General features: G+C 73.3%; 17 protein-coding genes. 6 read left to right on the top strand and 11 right to left on the bottom strand.

The genetic code is table 11. The features are described 5' to 3' along the window. Window positions 1-59 precede the first annotated feature (59 nt). The 4 genes from ACFYW1_RS05235 to ACFYW1_RS05220 all read right to left on the bottom strand — a co-directional run bounded on the left by ACFYW1_RS05235 (window position 60) and on the right by ACFYW1_RS05220 (window position 3,940). On the bottom strand, window positions 60-734 hold the full coding sequence (locus ACFYW1_RS05235) for a response regulator (RefSeq protein ID WP_388987253.1): 675 nt from the start codon (window positions 732-734) through the stop codon (window positions 60-62). Continuing rightward, on the bottom strand, window positions 731-1,981 hold the full coding sequence (locus tag ACFYW1_RS05230; protein WP_388987250.1) for a sensor histidine kinase: 1,251 nt from the start codon (window positions 1,979-1,981) through the stop codon (window positions 731-733). The genes ACFYW1_RS05235 and ACFYW1_RS05230 overlap by 4 nt, the downstream gene beginning before the upstream one ends. Continuing rightward, on the bottom strand, window positions 1,978-3,009 hold the full coding sequence (locus ACFYW1_RS05225) for a hypothetical protein (RefSeq protein WP_388987247.1): 1,032 nt from the start codon (window positions 3,007-3,009) through the stop codon (window positions 1,978-1,980). Before ACFYW1_RS05225 ends, ACFYW1_RS05230 begins: the two co-directional genes overlap by 4 nt. A gap of 160 nt (window positions 3,010-3,169) precedes the next feature. Further along, window positions 3,170-3,940, bottom strand: a complete 771-nt coding sequence (locus ACFYW1_RS05220; RefSeq protein WP_388987244.1) for an IclR family transcriptional regulator — start codon at window positions 3,938-3,940, stop codon at window positions 3,170-3,172. 190 nt (window positions 3,941-4,130) lie between these two features. Here ACFYW1_RS05220 and ACFYW1_RS05215 point away from each other — a divergent pair, with 190 nt between their 5' ends. The 5 genes from ACFYW1_RS05215 to ACFYW1_RS05195 all read left to right on the top strand — a co-directional run bounded on the left by ACFYW1_RS05215 (window position 4,131) and on the right by ACFYW1_RS05195 (window position 9,120). Beyond that, a complete protein-coding gene (locus ACFYW1_RS05215; RefSeq protein ID WP_388987241.1) occupies window positions 4,131-5,651 on the top strand; it encodes an aldehyde dehydrogenase (NADP(+)) in 1,521 nt (506 codons plus the stop codon). A gap of 303 nt (window positions 5,652-5,954) precedes the next feature. Next, entirely contained in the window at window positions 5,955-6,212 is a 258-nt protein-coding gene (locus ACFYW1_RS05210; RefSeq protein ID WP_388987238.1) for a hypothetical protein, read from the top strand. 64 nt (window positions 6,213-6,276) lie between these two features. Next, entirely contained in the window at window positions 6,277-7,086 is an 810-nt protein-coding gene (locus tag ACFYW1_RS05205) for an ATP-grasp domain-containing protein (RefSeq protein ID WP_388987235.1), read from the top strand. A 136-nt stretch (window positions 7,087-7,222) separates the two neighbouring features. After that, the gene (locus ACFYW1_RS05200; protein ID WP_388987232.1) at window positions 7,223-7,945 is read left to right on the top strand and encodes a DsbA family oxidoreductase; all 723 of its coding nucleotides are present in this window, start codon (window positions 7,223-7,225) and stop codon (window positions 7,943-7,945) included. A 107-nt stretch (window positions 7,946-8,052) separates the two neighbouring features. Continuing rightward, a complete protein-coding gene (locus tag ACFYW1_RS05195) occupies window positions 8,053-9,120 on the top strand; it encodes an aminotransferase class V-fold PLP-dependent enzyme (protein ID WP_388987229.1) in 1,068 nt (355 codons plus the stop codon). A gap of 81 nt (window positions 9,121-9,201) precedes the next feature. Here ACFYW1_RS05195 and ACFYW1_RS05190 read toward each other — a convergent pair whose 3' ends face one another. Further along, the gene (locus tag ACFYW1_RS05190; protein ID WP_388987226.1) at window positions 9,202-9,717 is read right to left on the bottom strand and encodes a MarR family winged helix-turn-helix transcriptional regulator; all 516 of its coding nucleotides are present in this window, start codon (window positions 9,715-9,717) and stop codon (window positions 9,202-9,204) included. Between the two features lie 191 nt (window positions 9,718-9,908). Between ACFYW1_RS05190 and ACFYW1_RS05185 the strand changes: the two genes are divergently transcribed. Continuing rightward, entirely contained in the window at window positions 9,909-10,985 is a 1,077-nt protein-coding gene (locus ACFYW1_RS05185) for an alkene reductase (protein ID WP_388987223.1), read from the top strand. 64 nt (window positions 10,986-11,049) lie between these two features. Here ACFYW1_RS05185 and ACFYW1_RS05180 read toward each other — a convergent pair whose 3' ends face one another. The 6 genes from ACFYW1_RS05180 to ACFYW1_RS05155 all read right to left on the bottom strand — a co-directional run bounded on the left by ACFYW1_RS05180 (window position 11,050) and on the right by ACFYW1_RS05155 (window position 17,144). Continuing rightward, the gene (locus ACFYW1_RS05180) at window positions 11,050-12,084 is read right to left on the bottom strand and encodes a VOC family protein (protein ID WP_388987220.1); all 1,035 of its coding nucleotides are present in this window, start codon (window positions 12,082-12,084) and stop codon (window positions 11,050-11,052) included. 290 nt (window positions 12,085-12,374) lie between these two features. Next, window positions 12,375-13,268: an ectoine hydroxylase gene (gene thpD, locus ACFYW1_RS05175; protein ID WP_388987216.1), complete on the bottom strand. Its 894-nt coding sequence runs from the start codon at window positions 13,266-13,268 to the stop codon at window positions 12,375-12,377. A gap of 3 nt (window positions 13,269-13,271) precedes the next feature. Next, the gene (locus ACFYW1_RS05170; protein ID WP_388987213.1) at window positions 13,272-13,670 is read right to left on the bottom strand and encodes an ectoine synthase; all 399 of its coding nucleotides are present in this window, start codon (window positions 13,668-13,670) and stop codon (window positions 13,272-13,274) included. Between the two features lie 97 nt (window positions 13,671-13,767). Further along, window positions 13,768-15,036 (bottom strand): diaminobutyrate--2-oxoglutarate transaminase, encoded by a 1,269-nt coding sequence (gene ectB / locus ACFYW1_RS05165; RefSeq protein WP_388987210.1) that lies wholly within the window; start codon window positions 15,034-15,036, stop codon window positions 13,768-13,770. A gap of 132 nt (window positions 15,037-15,168) precedes the next feature. Continuing rightward, window positions 15,169-15,699 (bottom strand): diaminobutyrate acetyltransferase, encoded by a 531-nt coding sequence (gene ectA / locus ACFYW1_RS05160; protein WP_388987207.1) that lies wholly within the window; start codon window positions 15,697-15,699, stop codon window positions 15,169-15,171. A gap of 338 nt (window positions 15,700-16,037) precedes the next feature. Beyond that, a complete protein-coding gene (locus ACFYW1_RS05155; protein ID WP_388987204.1) occupies window positions 16,038-17,144 on the bottom strand; it encodes a pyridoxal-phosphate-dependent aminotransferase family protein in 1,107 nt (368 codons plus the stop codon). Window positions 17,145-17,157 lie beyond the last annotated feature (13 nt).

Raw genomic sequence — 17,157 nt, 5'->3', positions numbered from 1 at the left:
TCGGGGGACGAGCGGGGCGTCACGGCACGTTCCCGGTTGTGCCGATTCTCACCGATTCCTCATGGTCGGCCGGAATCCCCCGGAGCGATGAATCCCGACTCGTACGCCGCGATCACGGCCTGGGTGCGGTCCCGGGCGCCGGTCTTCGCGAGCACCGCCGCCACGTGCGTCTTGGCCGTCGCGGGCCCCACGGCCAGCCGCTCGGCGATCTCCGCGTTGGTCAGCCCGGCCGTCATCAGCCGCAGCACCTCCGCCTCCCGCTCGGTGAGCCGGGCCACCCACGGCGGCGGGGCGGTACCCCGCCGCGTCAGGTGCTCGGCCGCCAGGGTCCGGACCGCCGCCGGGAACAGCAACGTGTCGCTGCGGGCGACCAGTCGCACCGCCTGCACGAGGTCCTCGGCCGCCGCCCGCTTCAGCAGGAAACCGGCCGCCCCGGCGACGAGCGCGTCGTACACGTAGGAGTCGTTCTCGAAGGTGGTCACCACGACGATCCGCGGCGGGTCGGCGAGCGAGCCGAGGATCTGCTCGGTGGCCCGGATGCCGTCGATCTCCGGCATCCGCACGTCCATCAGCACCACGTCGGGCCGCAGCTCGCGCACCACGGACACCGCCCGCGCGCCGTTCGCCGCCTCGCCGACGACCTCCAGATCGGGTTCGGCGTCCAGGATGACGCGCAGCGCCGTGCGCACCATCCGCTCGTCGTCGGCCAGAACCACCCGGACCCTCGTGCTCATTTCTTCTCCCGTCCGTCCGTGCACAGGGGGAGGCGCGCGGCCAGCCGCCACGCGCCCTCGTGCGGCCCGGCCTGCGCACGGCCGCCGAGCAGCACCGCCCGCTCGGCCACGCCGCGCAGTCCGCGCCCGCCCCCGGGCCGCACCGCCGCGGGCCGCTGCGGCAGCGGGTTGTCCATGACGATCTCCACGTCCGCCGCACGCACCGTGATCAGCAGCTCCACCGCCGTTCCGGGTCCGCCGTGCCGCAGCGCGTTGCTCAGCCCCTCCTGCACGATCCGGTACGCCTCCCGCGAGACGGCGGCCGGAACCGTGCCCGGCTCGCCCCGCACGGTGAGGGAGACCGGCACCCCGCAGCGCTTCAGCAGTCCGTCCAGCGCGTCGAGCGCCGGACCGGTCGTCCCGGCCGCCCCGTGCTCCTCGTCGCTGCGCAACAGGCCGAGCACGGAGTCGAGTTCGCCGACCGTGCGCCGGGTGGTCTCCTCGATCGCGGCCAGCGCCTCGCGGACGAACTCCGGGTCGCTGTCCAGGACCTTGCGGGCCGCGCCCGCCTGGAGCGTGACGGCGCTCAGCGCGTGGCCCACCGAGTCGTGCAGTTCCCGGGCCAGCCGGTTGCGCGCCGCCAGGTCGGCCGCCCGGCGTTCGGCGGCGGCCAGCCGGTCCTCCGGGGTCGGGCCCAGCAGCACCGGGGCCCGGCCGGCGAGCAGCGCGCCGGCCAGCGCCGCGCCCCCGGCCACCGCCAGCAGCACCGCGATCCCGGCGAAGGGGCTCAGGGCGAGGACCCAGGGCCGGTCCAGCTCCTCGGGCAGCCTGATCCAGGAGTCGCGCACCGTCTTCGAGAACGGCAGCGCCACGAGGGTCAGTACGAGCGGGGCCAGCGCCAGCGTCAGGGCACTCACGATGCCGCCGAGCGCGAGGTGCGTCGTGTACCAGACCGTGGTGCGCACCCGGGCCTGCCGGGTCCTGGCGGGCCCGTCAGCCAGCTGCCGCCCGGCGGGGATGCCGCACAGCGCGCGGGCCGCGGCCGCCGAGAGCGGCCGGGCCGGGGCGAAGAGCGCGGTGACCGCGGCCATGGGCAGGGCACAGACGAACGAGACGAGCTGGTGGGGGAGGGACGTGAAGAGGACGGGGTTCGGGCGGAGCGAGCCGACCACCACCAGGGCCGCCAGGAAGTACGGCATCAGCAGCGCGCCGCCCAGGATCAGGTGCAGCCAGCGCAGCCGGGCCCGCCGCCCGAACAGCAGGGTCACCCGCGGGCGCCGGAGGGCAGGGCGGACGGCACGGGGCCGCCGGGGCCGGGGGCCGCCGCGCGTTCCGAGAAGAAGTACCCGCCGAGGGTGACCACCAGTGCTCCGAGCAGCATCTGGACACCGTAGATCACCACCATGGTGGGGGTGGGCTGTTCGGAGACCTTCTGGGCCCCGGTCATCGAGGCGATGCTCAGCCAGCCGCCCCAGCAGCCCGAGGCCCCGGAGCCGCACCAGGCCAGGACGAGCGGAACGGCGAGGGGGAGCGCGGAGCGGCGGAAGGCGAGCAGCAGCACCCCGGCGGCGGCGACGACGGCGAAGAGGACGTTGAACGCCTCCATGATGTAGAAGGGTCCGTCCCGGTCCGCGATCCTGGCCGCGTTGAGCCCCGCGGCCGAGCCGGTGGCCCACACCAGGTGGGCGACGGCCGGTACGACCGCGAGCAGCGAGGCGAGGACCGCGGTGACCCGCAGGGCGGGCGCGGTGGGGCTCTTCGGCAGGTCCCGCAGGGTGCCTTGCCAGAGATGGCCCCAGCGGTCCCGGGCGTACAGCGCGAACAGGGTGCCCAGCGCGAGGCCCTGGACGGTGAAGCCGCCGTAGACGACGCCGAAGACCCACTCGTCGAGGAAGGGCTTGCCGTCCCCGCCCCCGCCGCCCACGCCGCCGCCCCGGAACAGGCCCACCACCAGCTGGGTCGGGTACCCGGTCATGATCGGCAGCAGCAGCCCGGACGCCACCCACACGGGCAGGACGAGCAGCCAGGCGGGCACCCGCCGGCCCCAGGGCCGGGTGAGCAGCAGGGCGATGACCACGACGGCGCTGTCCATCAGGATCGTGACGCCGTTGGCGACGATCATCGTGGCGCGGTGTTCGAGCAGCGGGCTGCCGTCCGGGATGCCGACCCGACTGCCCGCGATCCAGGCGGTCTTGAGCGCGATGTACGGCAGGGTGGCGGTGATCGCGAGCGCACGGAGCAGAGCGAGGGCTCCGGGCCGCCCCGCGGCGGCCGGGGCGGGCGAGGTCTGTGTCATGGCACCCACACTCCCGTGCGGTCCGGGCGGGCACGTCGTGCCCGGTGACGATCCGTCTCCGCCGCGCGGCGGAGACGGGCCGCCGCCGGGTCGTCCCGCCGCGGGCGCGCGGCACGGCGCGGGGCCGCTTCGGACCCCGCGCGGGGAGACCTCCGGCAGGTCAGAGCCTCCGGGTGGCGAGCGCCAGCCGGTCGCGCGCGTCGAACAGCGCGTCCTTGACCATCTGCTCGTGCGCGGGCGTGAGCCGGGCGACCGGCACGGAGCAGCTGATCGCGTCGCGGGCGGGGGTGCGGTAGGGGATGGCGATGCCGAAGCAGCGCAGCCCGAGGGTGTTCTCCTCGCGGTCCACCGCGTACCCCTGCTCGCGGACCAGACGCAGCTCCTCGATGAGCTTCTCGCGGTCGGTGATGGTGTGCTCGGTCAGCGCGGGCAGCGTCTCGGGCAGCATCTTGCGGACCTGCTCGTCGCTGTGGGTGGCCAGGAGCGCCTTGCCGAGGGAGGTGGAGTGGGCGGGCAGCCGACGGCCGACGCGGGTGAAGGGGCGCAGGTAGTGCTGGGACTGCCGGGTGGCGAGGTACACCACGCTCGTCCCGTCGAGGCGGGCCAGGTGGATGGTCTCCGCCGTGTCGTCGGAGAGCCGGTCCAGGGTGGGCCGGGCCGCCGCGACGACCTCGTCCCCGTCGATGTACGAGGTGCCGACCAGCAGGGCCCGCACCCCGATCCCGTACCGGGTGCCCGTCGCGTCGGTCTCCACCCAGCCCAGCTCCACCAGCGTGCGCAGCAGCATGTACAGGCTGGACTTGGGATACCCGACGGCCTCCTGCACCGCGGCGAGCGAGTGCATGCCGGGTCGCCCCGCGAAGTACTCGAGCAGCTCCACCGTACGCACGGCGGACTTGACCGGCGCCCCACCGGCCTCGGCAGCGGACATCGACCCACGCTCCTTCCGGCCCATTCATGGGCCCTGCGACCCGCCGAACTCCCATGTCCGGCCGATCCGATGGCACCTTGCCAACGTCGAACGACCGGAAATAGAGTCGCTTCATATTCACGATCGAGAACTTTGTTCAGAATACCGAACAAACTCCGATGTGCGGCAGTGGAGCGGAAGGAAAAGCACGGTGGCAGCAACACCAGTCTGGAGCGTCGACCCCCGCACCGGGAACCCGCGTGAGCAGGTCGCGGTGGAGGCTACGGCGGAGGAGGTCGACCGCGCGGTCCGGGCCGCCCACGCGGTACGCGACTCGCTCGCCGACCGCACCGTGCGCGCCGCGTTCCTGCGCACGGCCGCCGAACTGCTCACCGAGGCGGGGGAACACGTCGTCGAGGCCGCGGACGCCGAGACCGCCCTGGGCCCGGCCCGGCTCACCGGCGAACTCGCCCGCACCGCGGCCCAGCTGAGGGCCTTCGCGGAGGTCGTCGACGAGGGCGCCTTCCTGGACGTCCACATCGACCACGCGGACGACACCCGCACCCCGCCCTGGCCCGACCTGCGCCGCTACAAGATCCCGCTCGGGGTCGTCGCCGTGTACGCGGCCAGCAACTTCCCGCTCGCCTTCTCCGTCCCCGGCGGCGACACCGCGAGCGCGCTGGCGGCCGGCTGCCCGGTCGTCGTCAAGGCCCACCCCGACCACCCCGCCACCTCCGAGCTGTGCGCCTCCGTGCTGCGCCGGGCGGCGGCCCGGGTCGGTCTGCCCGAGGACGTGCTGACCCTGGTGCACGGCTTCGAGGCGGGCGTCGAACTGATCAGGCACCCGCTCGTGGCCGCCGCGGGCTTCACCGGCTCCGTACGCGGCGGACGCGCCCTGTTCGACGCGGCGGCGGCCCGCCCCGTACCGATCCCCTTCCACGGCGAGCTGGGCTCCCTCAACCCCGTCGTGGTGACCGAGGCCGCCGCCGCCGAGCGCGGCGAGCAGATCGGGACCGGGCTCGCGGGCTCGATGACCCTGGGCTCGGGCCAGTTCTGCACCAAGCCCGGCTTCGTCCTGGTCCCGGCCGGCGAGAACGGCGACCGGCTGCTGAAGTCCCTCACCGACGCGGTCAGCGACACCGAGGCGGGCGTCCTGCTCGACCACCGGATGCGCGACGCCTTCGTCGCGGGGGTGCGCGCCCGGGCCGGGCTTCCCGGCGTGGAGGCCCCCGTCACCCCCGGCGCGGGCGGCGAACACACCGTCTCGGCCGGCTTCCTGACCGCACCGGCCGCCCTGCTCACCGCCGAGGGCCCGCACGACGAACTCCTGGAGGAGTGCTTCGGCCCCGTCACCGTCGTGGCCCGCTACACCGGCACCGACGAGATCACCGCCGTCCTCTCCCGGCTCCCCGGCAACCTCACCGCCACCCTCCAGACCGCCACCGAGGAGACCGACGCCGACGCCCCCGGCCTCCTCGCCGCCCTCACCCCGCTGGCCGGCCGGGTCCTCGTCAACGGCTGGCCGACCGGGGTCGCCGTCGCCCCCGCCCAGCACCACGGCGGCCCCTACCCGGCCACCACCTCCACCTCCACCTCGGTCGGCGCCACCGCCGTCGAACGCTGGCTGCGCCCGATCACCTACCAGACCACCCCCGAGGCGCTGCTCCCGCCCGAGCTCCGCGAGGACAACCCCCTGGGCCTGCCCCGACGGGTGGACGGCCGCCCCGCCTGACCCCGCGCACTCCCCGGCCCCCTGCGGGCCGGGCCCGCCCGGCGAGCGGCAACGGGCGCCCGGATCCCACAGCCGGATCCGGGCGCCGTCCGCGCCCGCCGGGCGGCCCCCGGCCGTACGGGGCCCTCCCGCCGGTCGGCCGAATGAGCGCGGATACTCAGCGGAATCGAGTACCACCACCCAACCCTCCGGGGTCCGCCGGAGGGTTGGGGGCCGCATGGACATCACCCCCGCCACGGCGGACCGGCACCAGGTCGACCTCGATCGCTCGGACCGCAACGTCCGTTCGGCCTCGTCGCGCTGGTGCCGGTGTGTGCCGGCTCCCTTCTCGTCACCCTGAGCCCGACCCGGGCGTCCGGCTGCGTGACGTACGGCGTGCGGTGTTCCGACGTGCTCGTGGGCTCGATCCCCGGGTGTTTCCCGGCGGCACTCCTCCTCGGCGTCGCAGCGGTGGCCCGGCCGGGGAAACCGCTGCCGTTCCCTTCCGCGCGCGGTCGGCTGCTGGGCCCGCACATCACGGCGCAGCTCATGACCGCGTTGCTGATCCTCAGCTACATCTGACGGCCGGGGCCGGGCCGTCGAAAAACGATGTCCGGGCAGCCGGGGGCGGGGCAGCATGGGCGCCATGACCACCGACCGAGTCCTGATCCTCGCCCCGCGTGATTCCGCGACCGGGCGCCGTTTCGCCACCACCGCGGCGGGCCGGGGGCTGCGGACCCTGACCGCGCACGAATGGCGGCTCCCGGACGGCGCGCGGGACGCCGCCGGGCGGGCGCACCTGTACGGCGGGCCGCTGCTCGCCGACCGGGTGGCCGCCGAGCTGGACCTCGTGGCGCTGGAGCCGCCGGCCGACTGGCTGGCGTCGCTGCCGGTGGCGCTGACCGGACGCCGGGTGGAGGCGCTCACGCTGGCAGAAGCCCGACGACTGCGCCGGCCGGCCTTCGTCAAGCCGCCGACCGACAAGTTCTTCCCCGCCCGGATCTACCCCGACGGCTCACGGCTGCCCGGACCGGACGCGTTCGACGACGACCTGCCGGTGCTGGTGAGCGACATCGTCCGCTTCACCCGTGAGTACCGGTTGTTCGTCATGGACGGCGCCGTGCGCACGGGCAGCCGCTACGCCGTCGGCCCCGCGCTCGACCCGGTTCCGCTGGACGAGGACGAGCACGGCCCCGAGGTCCGCGCCTTCGCCGCCGAGCTGCTCGCGGAGGCGGCCGGGGAGCTGCCCTGCGCGGCCGTGGTCGACGTCGGCCTGCTCGACGACGGCCGGTGGGCGGCGGTGGAGGCGAATCCGGCCTGGGCCAGCGGCGGTTACGCCTGCGACCCGGAACGCGCGCTGGACGTGGTGTTCCGGGCGGCCGGGCCGGCCCGCGAGGTCGCCCCGGCGGACCTGCGCTTCGCCCGGCCCGTACCGGGAGCCCGGTCCGGGCGGTGACCGGCCGGGCAGCCGTTCCGGTCGTCGGGGCGGCCGGGGAATGAGGGCATTTGTTTCCGTGTTGCTCAGTTGCCCACAGAGCGGAGAAGGACCCCGCGGCCGTAACGGGCCGCGAGAACACGGAGAGAAGAAGGACATGCGCGTCGAGATCTGGAGCGACATCGCCTGCCCCTGGTGCTACATCGGGAAGGCCCGCTTCGAGAAGGGCCTGGCGGAGTTCGCCCACCGCGACGAGGTCGAGATCGTGCACCGGTCCTTCGAGCTCGATCCCACGTACGCCGGGAACGAGCCGGTCGAGGTGATCGACATGCTGGCGCGGAAGTACGGGCGCACCCGTGAGGAGGCGCAGGCCATGGAGGCGAACGTCGCGGCCAACGCGCGGGCCGAGGGGCTCGGCTACCTCGTCGAGGGCCGCGACCACGGCAACACCTTCGACATCCACCGGCTGCTCCACCTGGCCCGTGCCCGGGGCCGCCAGGACGAGCTGCTGAACCTCGCCTACCGGGCCAACTTCGCCGAGGAACGGTCCGTCTACGACGGCGACGTGCTGGTGGCGCTGGCCGTGGAGGCCGGGCTCGACGCCGACGAGGCGCGGGCCGTGCTCGCCGACCCGCAGGCGTACGCGGACGAGGTGCGGGCCGACGAGCGGGAGGCGGCCGAGCTGGGCGCCAACGCGGTGCCGTTCTTCGTGTTCGACCGGCGGTACGGCATCTCCGGCGGCCAGCCCGCCGAGGTCTTCACCCAGGCGCTCGAACAGGCGTGGAAGGACCGTCCGGTGACCATGATCGGCGAGGACGCCGGGGCGTGCGGCCCGGACGGCGCCTGCGAGGTCCCCGCGGCGGGCGGCACGAACGCCTGAGCCCGGCGCCCGGGCGGCGTGCCCGCCCGGGCGCCGGGGGATCTCCCGGACGCGTCTCCCGGTGCTCCGTGATTGACCGCGCATCGGAGGAACACCAGGCTGGGCGCATGGAGACCACTTCGCTTCCGCTCAGCCGGGCCGTGCACGGCGAGTTCGCGCCGGAGACCACCTACCTCAACACGTCCACCTGCGGGCTGCTGCCCCGTCGTACCGTGGCGGCGGTGCGGTCGCTCGCCGAGCGCGTCGCCGCGGGCCGCGGCGCAGGCTCCGGCGACTTCGCGCGGGTGGAGGCCGCCCGGTCCGGCTTCGCCCGGCTCGTCGGGACGGACGCCGGCCGGGTGGCCGTCGGCAGCTCCGTCTCCGTGCACGTCGGACTGATCGCGGCCGCGCTGCCGCCGGGGGCCGAAGTGCTGGCGCCCGAGGGGGAGTTCAGCTCCGTCGTCAGCCCGTTCGCGGTCCGCGGCGACCTGCGGACCCGTTACGTCCCGCTGGACGGCCTGGCCGACGCCGTACGCCCGGACACCGCGCTCGTCGCACTGTCCGCCGTGCAGTCGTCGGACGGCCGGATCGCCGATCTGAAGGCGGTGCGCGCGGCGGCGGCCGCCCATGGCGCCCGGACCCTGCTCGACATCTCACAGGCGGCCGGCTGGCTGCCGCTGGACGCGGGGGAGTACGACTTCACCGTCGCCGGCGGCTTCAAGTTCCTGCTCTGCCCGCGGGGCGCCTCCTTCCTCACCGTCACCGAGGACGCGCAGCGGACCCTGCCGCCGGTCTTCGCCGGCTGGGCCGCGGCCGAGGACCCGGGGAACAGCACGTACGGCCCGGTCGAACGGCTCTCCCCGTCCGCCCGCCGCTACGACGAGCCGCCCGCCTTTCTCTCGTACCACGGTGCCGAGCAGTCGCTGGCGCTGCTGGGCGAGGTCGGTGTGGAGGCCGTGCACGCCCACGCCACCGGGCTCGCCGCCCGCATGCGGGCGGGGCTGGCGGAGCTGGGGCACGAGGCGGTGCCGGGGGAGTCGGCGATCGTGGCCGTGCCCGGACTCGGCGCGCGGGAGGCCGAGCTGGCGCGGGCCGGGGTGGTGGTCTCCAACCGGGCGGGGAGTCTGCGCGCGGCCTTCCACCTGTACAACACCCGGGCCGATGTGGACCGGGCCCTGGACGTGCTCTCCGGCTGAGTCCGCCGCCCGGTGCCGCTCGCCCTCCGGTGCTGCCCGGTGGGCCGGGAGCGCCCGGCGGCGCCGGAGGGGCGGGTGGGATCAGCAGCCCGGGGAGTGGCGGAGCTCGGGGCAGCCCTCGGTCTCCCGGAGGAGGTTCTCCTCGACCTTGGCGAGCAGCCGGGCCAGCTCCTCGCGCTCGCCCCGGTCGAGACCGGCCAGGGTGTGCTCCTCCAGGTCCGTCCAGGCCCGTTCGACCTCGGAGTGCAGCGCGCAGCTGTCCTGGGTGGCGTCGACCAGGACGGCCCGGCGGTCGTCCGGGTCGGGGCAGCGGCTGACGTGCCCGGCCTGCTCCAGACGCTGGAGCATCTTGGTGACGGTGGAGGGGTCCAGGCCGACGGCCTTGATGACCTCGGACTGGCGCACCGCGCCCGTGTCCCACAGGTACATCATCAGGAACTCCTGGCCGGGGTAGAGCCCGGCCCCCTTGAGCATCTTGCCCGCGGCGATCCGGTGCAGCCGGGCCACCCGGGAGAAGGCATGGCTGACGGGGCCGCCCCGGGCGGCGCTCGGCAGCTCGGTACAGGCGGGGTCGGTGCTCGCGGGACCTGACGTCATCGGGACTCCTCGGACGGTGCGGGGCGGACCCCGGCAGGCGTTTCCCGGCAGGTCGCCCGGTGGGGTTCCGGCCGGTCGGGAAGGGACGGGGACAGCTTTCCACCAATTTTAACTTGGTCGGCCAAGTAAATGGGTTACAGTGGCGGCGCACGCAAATACTTGGCCGACCACATATTTCTTCGGGAGCTCCCATGACCACCGCGTTCGACCCGATCGATCTGTCCGGCACCCGACTCGCCAACCGCATCGCGATGGCCCCGATGACCCGCAGCCGGGCCGGCGAGGGCGGCGTCGCCACGGACCTGGTCGCCGAGTACTACGCCCAGCGGGCCTCCGCGGGCCTGATCATCACGGAGGGCATCCAGCCGTCGGTGGTGGGCCAGGGCTACCCCTTCACCCCCGGGCTGCACAGCGCGGAGCAGGTCGCCTCCTGGCGCCGGGTGACCGACCGGGTGCACGCGGCGGGCGGCAGGATCTTCGCCCAGCTCATGCACACCGGCCGCATCGGCCACCCGGTTCTGCTGCCGGACGGACTCACCCCGGTCGCCCCCTCCGCCGTGAAGCCCGCCGGGCAGCTCTTCACCGGGGAGGGGATGCGGGACTTCACCACGCCGCGCGAACTGACCGGCGACGAGATCCGGCAGACCGTGGCCGACTTCGCGGCCGCGGCGCGCAACGCGATCGACGCCGGCTTCGACGGGGTCGAGCTGCACGGCGCCAACGGCTACCTCATCCACCAGTTCCTCGCCCCCAACTCCAACCTGCGCGACGACGAGTGGGGCGGCTCCGTCGAGGGCCGCATCAAGTTCGCCGTCGAGGTCGTCAGGGCCGTCGTCGCCGAGATCGGCGCGGAACGCACCGGGCTGCGCATCTCGCCCGGGAACACGTACAACGACATCGCCGAGACCGACCCGGAGGCCGTGTACACCGCGCTGGTGCGGGAGATCGAACCGCTCGGCATCGCCTATCTGCACGTCCTGGAGGCGCTGGAGATCCGCGAACTGACCCTCGCGCTGCGCAAGCAGTTCTCCGGCGCCTTCGTCGTCAACCTGCTGACGGACGGGCCGACCGGGCCCGACGACCACCGGGCGGTCGACGACGGGCTCGCCGACCTCGTCTCCTACGGCGCGCTGTTCATCGCCAACCCGGACCTGCCGGCCCGGCTGAAGGCCGGCGGCCCGTTCAACACCCCCGACCCCTCCACCTTCTTCGGCGGCGACGCGAAGGGGTACGTCGACTACCCGGCGCTGGACGCCGCGCGGTCCTGAGGCCGGGGCCCGAAGGAAGGAGGCGCCGGGCGCGGCGGCCCCTCGGGCCCGCCGCTCCGGTCCCTCACTCCCGCTCGGCCCCCTCCAGCGGTGCACCGTGCCACTTCCACGACGTGACCCGCGGCCGGCCGGGCAGTTCGGCGCGGCCGGTGGCCCAGAGCAGGACGGTCCACCGGTCGGCGTCCCCGGGGGCGTCCGGGAACAGCCGGGCCAGCACCCGGTCGCAGAGGTCGGCGGGCGGTTCCCAGGCCACGTCCAGCCCCGCGGCGAGGTCCCGCATGTGCACCAGGGTCTCCACCACCCCCATGGCGGCGAAGCCCTCCGGGTCGGAGACCCCGTAGGGGTGGTACGAACGGACCTCGGGCGACGAGGTCCGCACCATCGCCGCGAGCAGCGCGCCGTTCGCCTCCATCGTCCGCAGCAGCCCGGCCGGGCCGGCCGCCGGGTCCGCGAAGACCGAGTTCCGCGGACCGTTCTCGCGGTCGGCGGCCCAGCGGTACGGGAGATAGTCGTCCGACGGCGCGTCGGGCGCGTCGGGCGCGCCGAGCTGGGCCGCGTAGGAGAACAGGTCGTCGCTCAGGTGCTCCGCGGTCTCCCAGCAGCTCCACTCCAGCGTCCCGGCCGGGACCTGCCAGTCGTCCACCGGGGACTTCCGGAGTGCGGCGGCCGCGAGCCGGACCGCGGTGGTCACGTCGTCCGCCGTGACCGGCAGCCGGGCCCCGGTCAGGGCGGCCCGTTCGGCCGCACCGCACTCGACGCAGAACTCGTTGCCCTCGGGGTCGGCGAGCGTCGCCCAGCCCCGCCCGTTCGGTTTGCGGTGGTCGGCGACGAGGGTGGCACCCAGGCCGAGCAGCCGCTCGACCTCCTCGTCCCGGGTGCGGTCCTGCGGCTGGAGGTCCAGGTGCAGACGGTTCTTGGTGCTCTTCGGCTCCGGCACCGTGATGAACAGCATTCCGGCTCCGGGGACCTCGACGAGTGCCTCGGGATCACCGGGGGAGTCCTCGTCGGAGAGCGGGGCATCGAGCACCTGCGACCAGAAACGGGCGAGTTCGTAGGCGTCTGCGCAGTCGACAGTGATGTGACGGATGAGAGAAGTCATGCCCCCCACTGTCGCCGCCGACTGCCGTGCGGGTCCAACGACTTGAACCGGATCCCGCGCGGCCGGCCCTCGGCCCGGCCGCGGGGAAAGGCTTCCGGCCCCGGACGGACCGGGCTGGAAGGTGTGCCGTCCGCCCCGCGCGTCGACGAACTCGGCCACCGTGGAGCGGGCGGCGTCACCTCTTCCGGCGCCCGGCCGTGCGGAGCCGGTGACGTGGGCGGGAGCGGGAACACGGGCGCGGGCGGGGGGCGACGCGTCCGCCGTCCCCCGCCCGTCACCGGTGCGTCATCTCACCGCACGGGGGTGAAGTCCCGTGCCCCGATGAACTCCGGGCGTCGTGCCGGCGCCGCGAACGGTTCCTCGGCCGCGTTCTCCACGCTGTTGAAGACGATGAAGACGTTGCTGCGCGGGTACGGGGTGATGTTGTCGCCCGAGCCGTGCATGCAGTTGCAGTCGAACCAGGTCGCCGAACCCGCCCGGCCCGTGAAGAGCTTGATGCCGTGCCGGTCGGCCATCTTCGTCAGGGCCTCGTCGGACGGCGTCCCGGCGTCCTGCATCTTCAGGGACTTCTTGTAGTTGTCCCGGGGCGTCTCGCCCGCGCAGCCGAGGAACGACTTGTGCGAACCGGGCATGATCATCAGCCCGCCGTTGGTGTCGTGGTTCTCGGTCAGAGCGATCGACACCGACACGGCCCGCATGTTCGGCAGCCCGTCCTCGGCGTGCCAGGTCTCGAAGTCCGAGTGCCAGTAGAACCCCGAGGCGCCGAAGCCCGGCTTGACGTTGATCCGGGACTGGTGGACGTACACGTCCGAGCCGAGGATCTGACGGGCCCGGCCCACCACGCGCTCGTCGCTCACCAGCCGGGCGAAGACCTCGCTGATCCGGTGGACCTCGAAGACCGACCGGACCTTCTGCGACTTCGGCTCGACGATCGAGCGCTCGTCGGACCGCACCGCCGGGTCGGCGATCAGCCGGTCCAGTTCGGTGCGGTACACGGCGACCTCGTCGGGGGTGATGAGCTGGTCGACGGTGAGGAAGCCGTCGCGCTCGAAGCCCTGGAGGTCCTGTGCGGCCACCGGGCCGGGGGCGCCGGGCGCGGACCAGAGCACCGGGTCCTGGCGGGGCGTGGTCAGCTCGGCCGTGCCGCGCGTGGGGTAGAGATCGACGCGTGCGTCGTGGGTCATGGTTCAGCCCTCCTCGGTCAGCAGCGGGTAGACACCGTTCTCGTCGTGCTCCTCCCGCCCGGTGACCGGCGGGTTGAAGACGCAGACGCAGCGGAAATCGGTCTTCGGCCGCATGGTGTGGCGCTCGTGGCCGTCCAGCAGGTACATCGTGCCCGGGGTGATCAGGTAGGTCTGTCCGGTCTCGTCGTCGGTGAGTTCGGCCTCGCCCTCGACGCACAGGACGGCCTCGATGTGGTTCGCGTACCACATCGACGTCTCGGTGCCCGCGTACATCGTGGTCTCGTGGAGCGAGAAGCCCACCTTCTCCCGGGCGAGCACGATGCGCTTGCTCTCCCAGGTGCCGGAAGCGGCCTTCACATGCCGGTCGGTGTTCTCGATGTCACTGAACGATCGGACGATCACGGTGGGTCGGTGCCTTTCTCTCCGCGGGGTTTCCCGCTGGGGTGTTTCTTGCTGTGGTGCGGCTCGGCGGGCCCGTCCCCCGTGACGGGCCGGTGGTTCAGACGGTGTCGCGGATCGCGCGGGCCAGGGTGCGCAGACCCTCGTCCAGTTCGTCGGGGGTGACGGTCAGCGGCGGCAGCAGCTTCACGACCTCGCTGCGCGGGCCGGACGTCTCCACCAGCAGACCCAGTTCGAAGGCGCGGGCGCAGACCGCGGCGGCGCGCGCCTCGTCCGTGAACTCCAGCCCCCAGACCAGGCCGCGGCCCCGGTAGCGCGCGCCGAGCGCGGCGTGCTCGTCGCAGATCGGGAGGAGGGCCTGCTCGACCTGCTCGCCCCGGACCAGGGTCTGCCGCTCCATCTGGCCGTCCGCCCAGTAGGCGTCCAGCGCGGCGGCGGCGGTGACGAACGCCGGGTTGTTGCCGCGGAAGGTGCCGTTGTGCTCGCCCGGCCCCCAGATGTCCAGCTCCGGGTTGAACAGGCAGAGGGACATCGGCAGTCCGTAGCCGCTGATGGACTTCGACAGGGTGACGATGTCGGGGACGATGCCGGCCTCCTCGAACGAGAAGAACGACCCCGTGCGTCCGCAGCCCATCTGGATGTCGTCCACGATCAGGAGCATGTCGCGGCGGCGGCACAGGTCGGCCAGCGCCCGCAGCCACTCGGGGCGCGCCACGTTGATGCCGCCCTCGCCCTGCACCGTCTCGACGATCACGGCGGCGGGCTTGTTGAGCCCGGAGCCCTGGTCCTCCAGGAGCCGTTCGAACCAGAGGAAGTCGGGCACCCGGCCGTCGAGGTAGTTGTCGAACGGCATCGGGGTGCCGTGCACCAGCGGGATGCCGGCCCCGGCCCGCTTGAAGGCGTTGCCGGTGACGGCGAGCGAGCCGAGCGACATGCCGTGGAAGGCGTTGGTGAAGGACACGATGGACTCGCGTCCCTTCACCTTGCGGGCCAGCTTCAGCGCGGCCTCGACCGCGTTGGTGCCGGTCGGCCCGGGGAACATCACCTTGTACGGGAGGTCGCGCGGGCGCAGCACGTTGTTCTGGAAGGACTCCAGGAAGGCGCGTTTCGCGGTGGTGGCCATGTCCAGGCCGTGGGTGATGCCGTCGCGCTCGATGTAGTCGATCAGCGCGCGTTTCAGCACCGGGTTGTTGTGGCCGTAGTTGAGCGATCCCGCTCCGGCGAAGAAGTCGAGGTAGCTGTGGCCGTCCTCGTCGGTCAGCCGGGCGCCCTGGGCACGGTCGAACACGGCGGGCCAGCCGCGGCAGTAGCTCCGTACCTCCGACTCCAGGGTCTCGAAGACACTCAGCGCGGGCGGGGTGATGGTCACAGGGGGTCTCCTGCTTGAGAGGGGGGTGTGTGACGGTCGGCAGTTCGGCGGTGCGGACGTGCTCGGGGGCCGGACGTGCTCGGGGCCCGGGCGGGCGGGGCGTCCGGAAGGGGCGGGGCGGGCGCGGGCCGGTCAGGTGTGGAACGGGCCGATGCGGTACAGGACTTCGGGCAGGTGCGTCCCCTCGGGGAACAGCTCGCCGTCGAAGAGCACCTCGCGCTCCAGGGCCACGTCGTGGCGCCGCGCGTAGGAGGTGAACAGCCGGTCCGAGGCGGTGTTGTCCGGGGTGATGGTCGTCTCGACCGAGGCCAGTGGCTGTCCGGCGGCGACCCGGGAGGTCAGCGCGTCCAGCAGCTCTCCCGCGAGCCCGGTTCCGCGGTGGTCGTGGTCGACGGCCACCTGCCAGACGACGAGGATCCCCGGGCGGTCCGGCCGGAGGTATCCCGTCACGAAGGCGACCGGTTCGCCGGTCTCGTCGCGGGCGACCACGGAGGTCGCCGCGAAGTCACGGCACCACAGCAGGTAGCTGTACGAGGAGTTGAGGTCCAGGACCTCGGAGTCGCGGGCGATGCGCCAGATCGCGGCCCCGTCCTCCACTCGTGGGGTGTCGATGGTGATGAATTCGCTTCGGGCACGTGCAAAATCTGCTGGTGCGGCGGTCATGTGAATTGAATTTACCCAGCAAATTCCCAAATTGCATCGACGCAAGGGGTTGGGCGGGGTACCCGTTTGTGTTATCACGCGGGCGCGTGCCCCGGCGCGACCGGGTTGCGCTTTACCCTGGTTTGGGCGCGATTTATCAGGCATAACGGTCGCGTTGTGGAGTAGGTCACATGGCTGTAACTCTCGTGCGACGCAACGGAATTGTGCGGATCGGGCTCCCGGCCGGAGCTCCGGAAACTCAGGTGTTTAGGGTCGGGGAAACCGGGCAGAAGAATGCGGGGAGCTGCTCTGGATAAAGCAGCTCCCCGCATTTGTTGAATATCTGCCCCGGCTCGGATTTATTCGCTCGGCCAGGTTTCCGAAACGGCCTTGCGGGCAGCTTCGAAGTCGACCTGCCGGCCCGCATCGGCCAGCGCCGCCCCCAGAGCCGCGAGCGAGGACAGCACCGCGCCCCGCGTCGCATCCACACCGTAGTGATTGACCCGGATCATCTCCTTGGACAGCGCGCCCCCGCCCGCGATCAGCGGCAGCGAGGGGTCGGCCGAGAGCGCCCGCGCGACCAGTTCCGCGGCGTCGACGCCCTCGGGGGCGCGCAGCGTCGTGGCGACCGGCGCCGCCTCCGCGGCCTCGTGCACATACGGCGACAGCCCGCCGCCGAGCGCCTCCGCGCCCGCCCGGGTGGCCGCCGCGGCGGCGGAGTGGCGGGCCATCAGCGTGGTCAGGCCCTCGGCCTCGATTCGCTCCACACAGGCTTCCAGCGCCAGCATCTCCAGCTGGGCGGGGGCGTGCAGCAGCGCCTTGCGACCGCCGTCGATCCAGCGCTCCTTCCAGTCCAGCAGGGAGAGGTACGAGCGGCGCGGGGCCCGGGGGTTGGCGGCGATCCGCTCCCAGGCCCGGTCGCTCACCGACACCGCGGACACCCCGGCCGGTCCGCCCATCGCCTTCTGCGCCCCGATCACGCACAGATCGACGCCCCACGCGTCCGGCAGCAGCGGCTCGGCGCCCACCGACGCGACGGCGTCCAGCATGAACAGTGCCCCGTGCGAACGGACCACCTCGCCGATCGCGGCGACCGGGTTGGTGTTGCCGGTGGCCGCCTCCGCGTGGACCAGGGAGACGAAGTCGATCTCCGGGTGCTCGTCCAGCGCCCGTGCCACCTGGTCGGCGGTGACCGCGGTGTGGAAGGGGACCGCCAGGTCGATCACCTCGGCGCCGCAGTCCCGCAGCCAGTTCCCGAAGGTCTGCCCGTACGGGCCCGTGACGACGTTCAGCGCGGTCGAGCCGGGCCGGGCGGCGCCCCGGATGCAGCCTTCGAGGGGAAGCAGTGCCTCGCCCTGCATGATGACGACGTCCTGCTCGGTGGCGAGGAGTCCGGCCACCCGCTGCTCGATGGCCGCGAAGTGCGCGGCGGTGAGCGGGGCGAGGTCGAGGAAGGGGTGCGTCACGGTGGTGCTCTCT

This window comes from Streptomyces sp. NPDC002669 (assembly GCF_042889165.1).
In the GTDB taxonomy this organism is placed as follows: domain Bacteria; phylum Actinomycetota; class Actinomycetes; order Streptomycetales; family Streptomycetaceae; genus Streptomyces.
The sequence above is the reverse complement of the archived record's forward strand: the minus strand, read 5'-3'. Positions and strand labels throughout refer to the sequence as shown.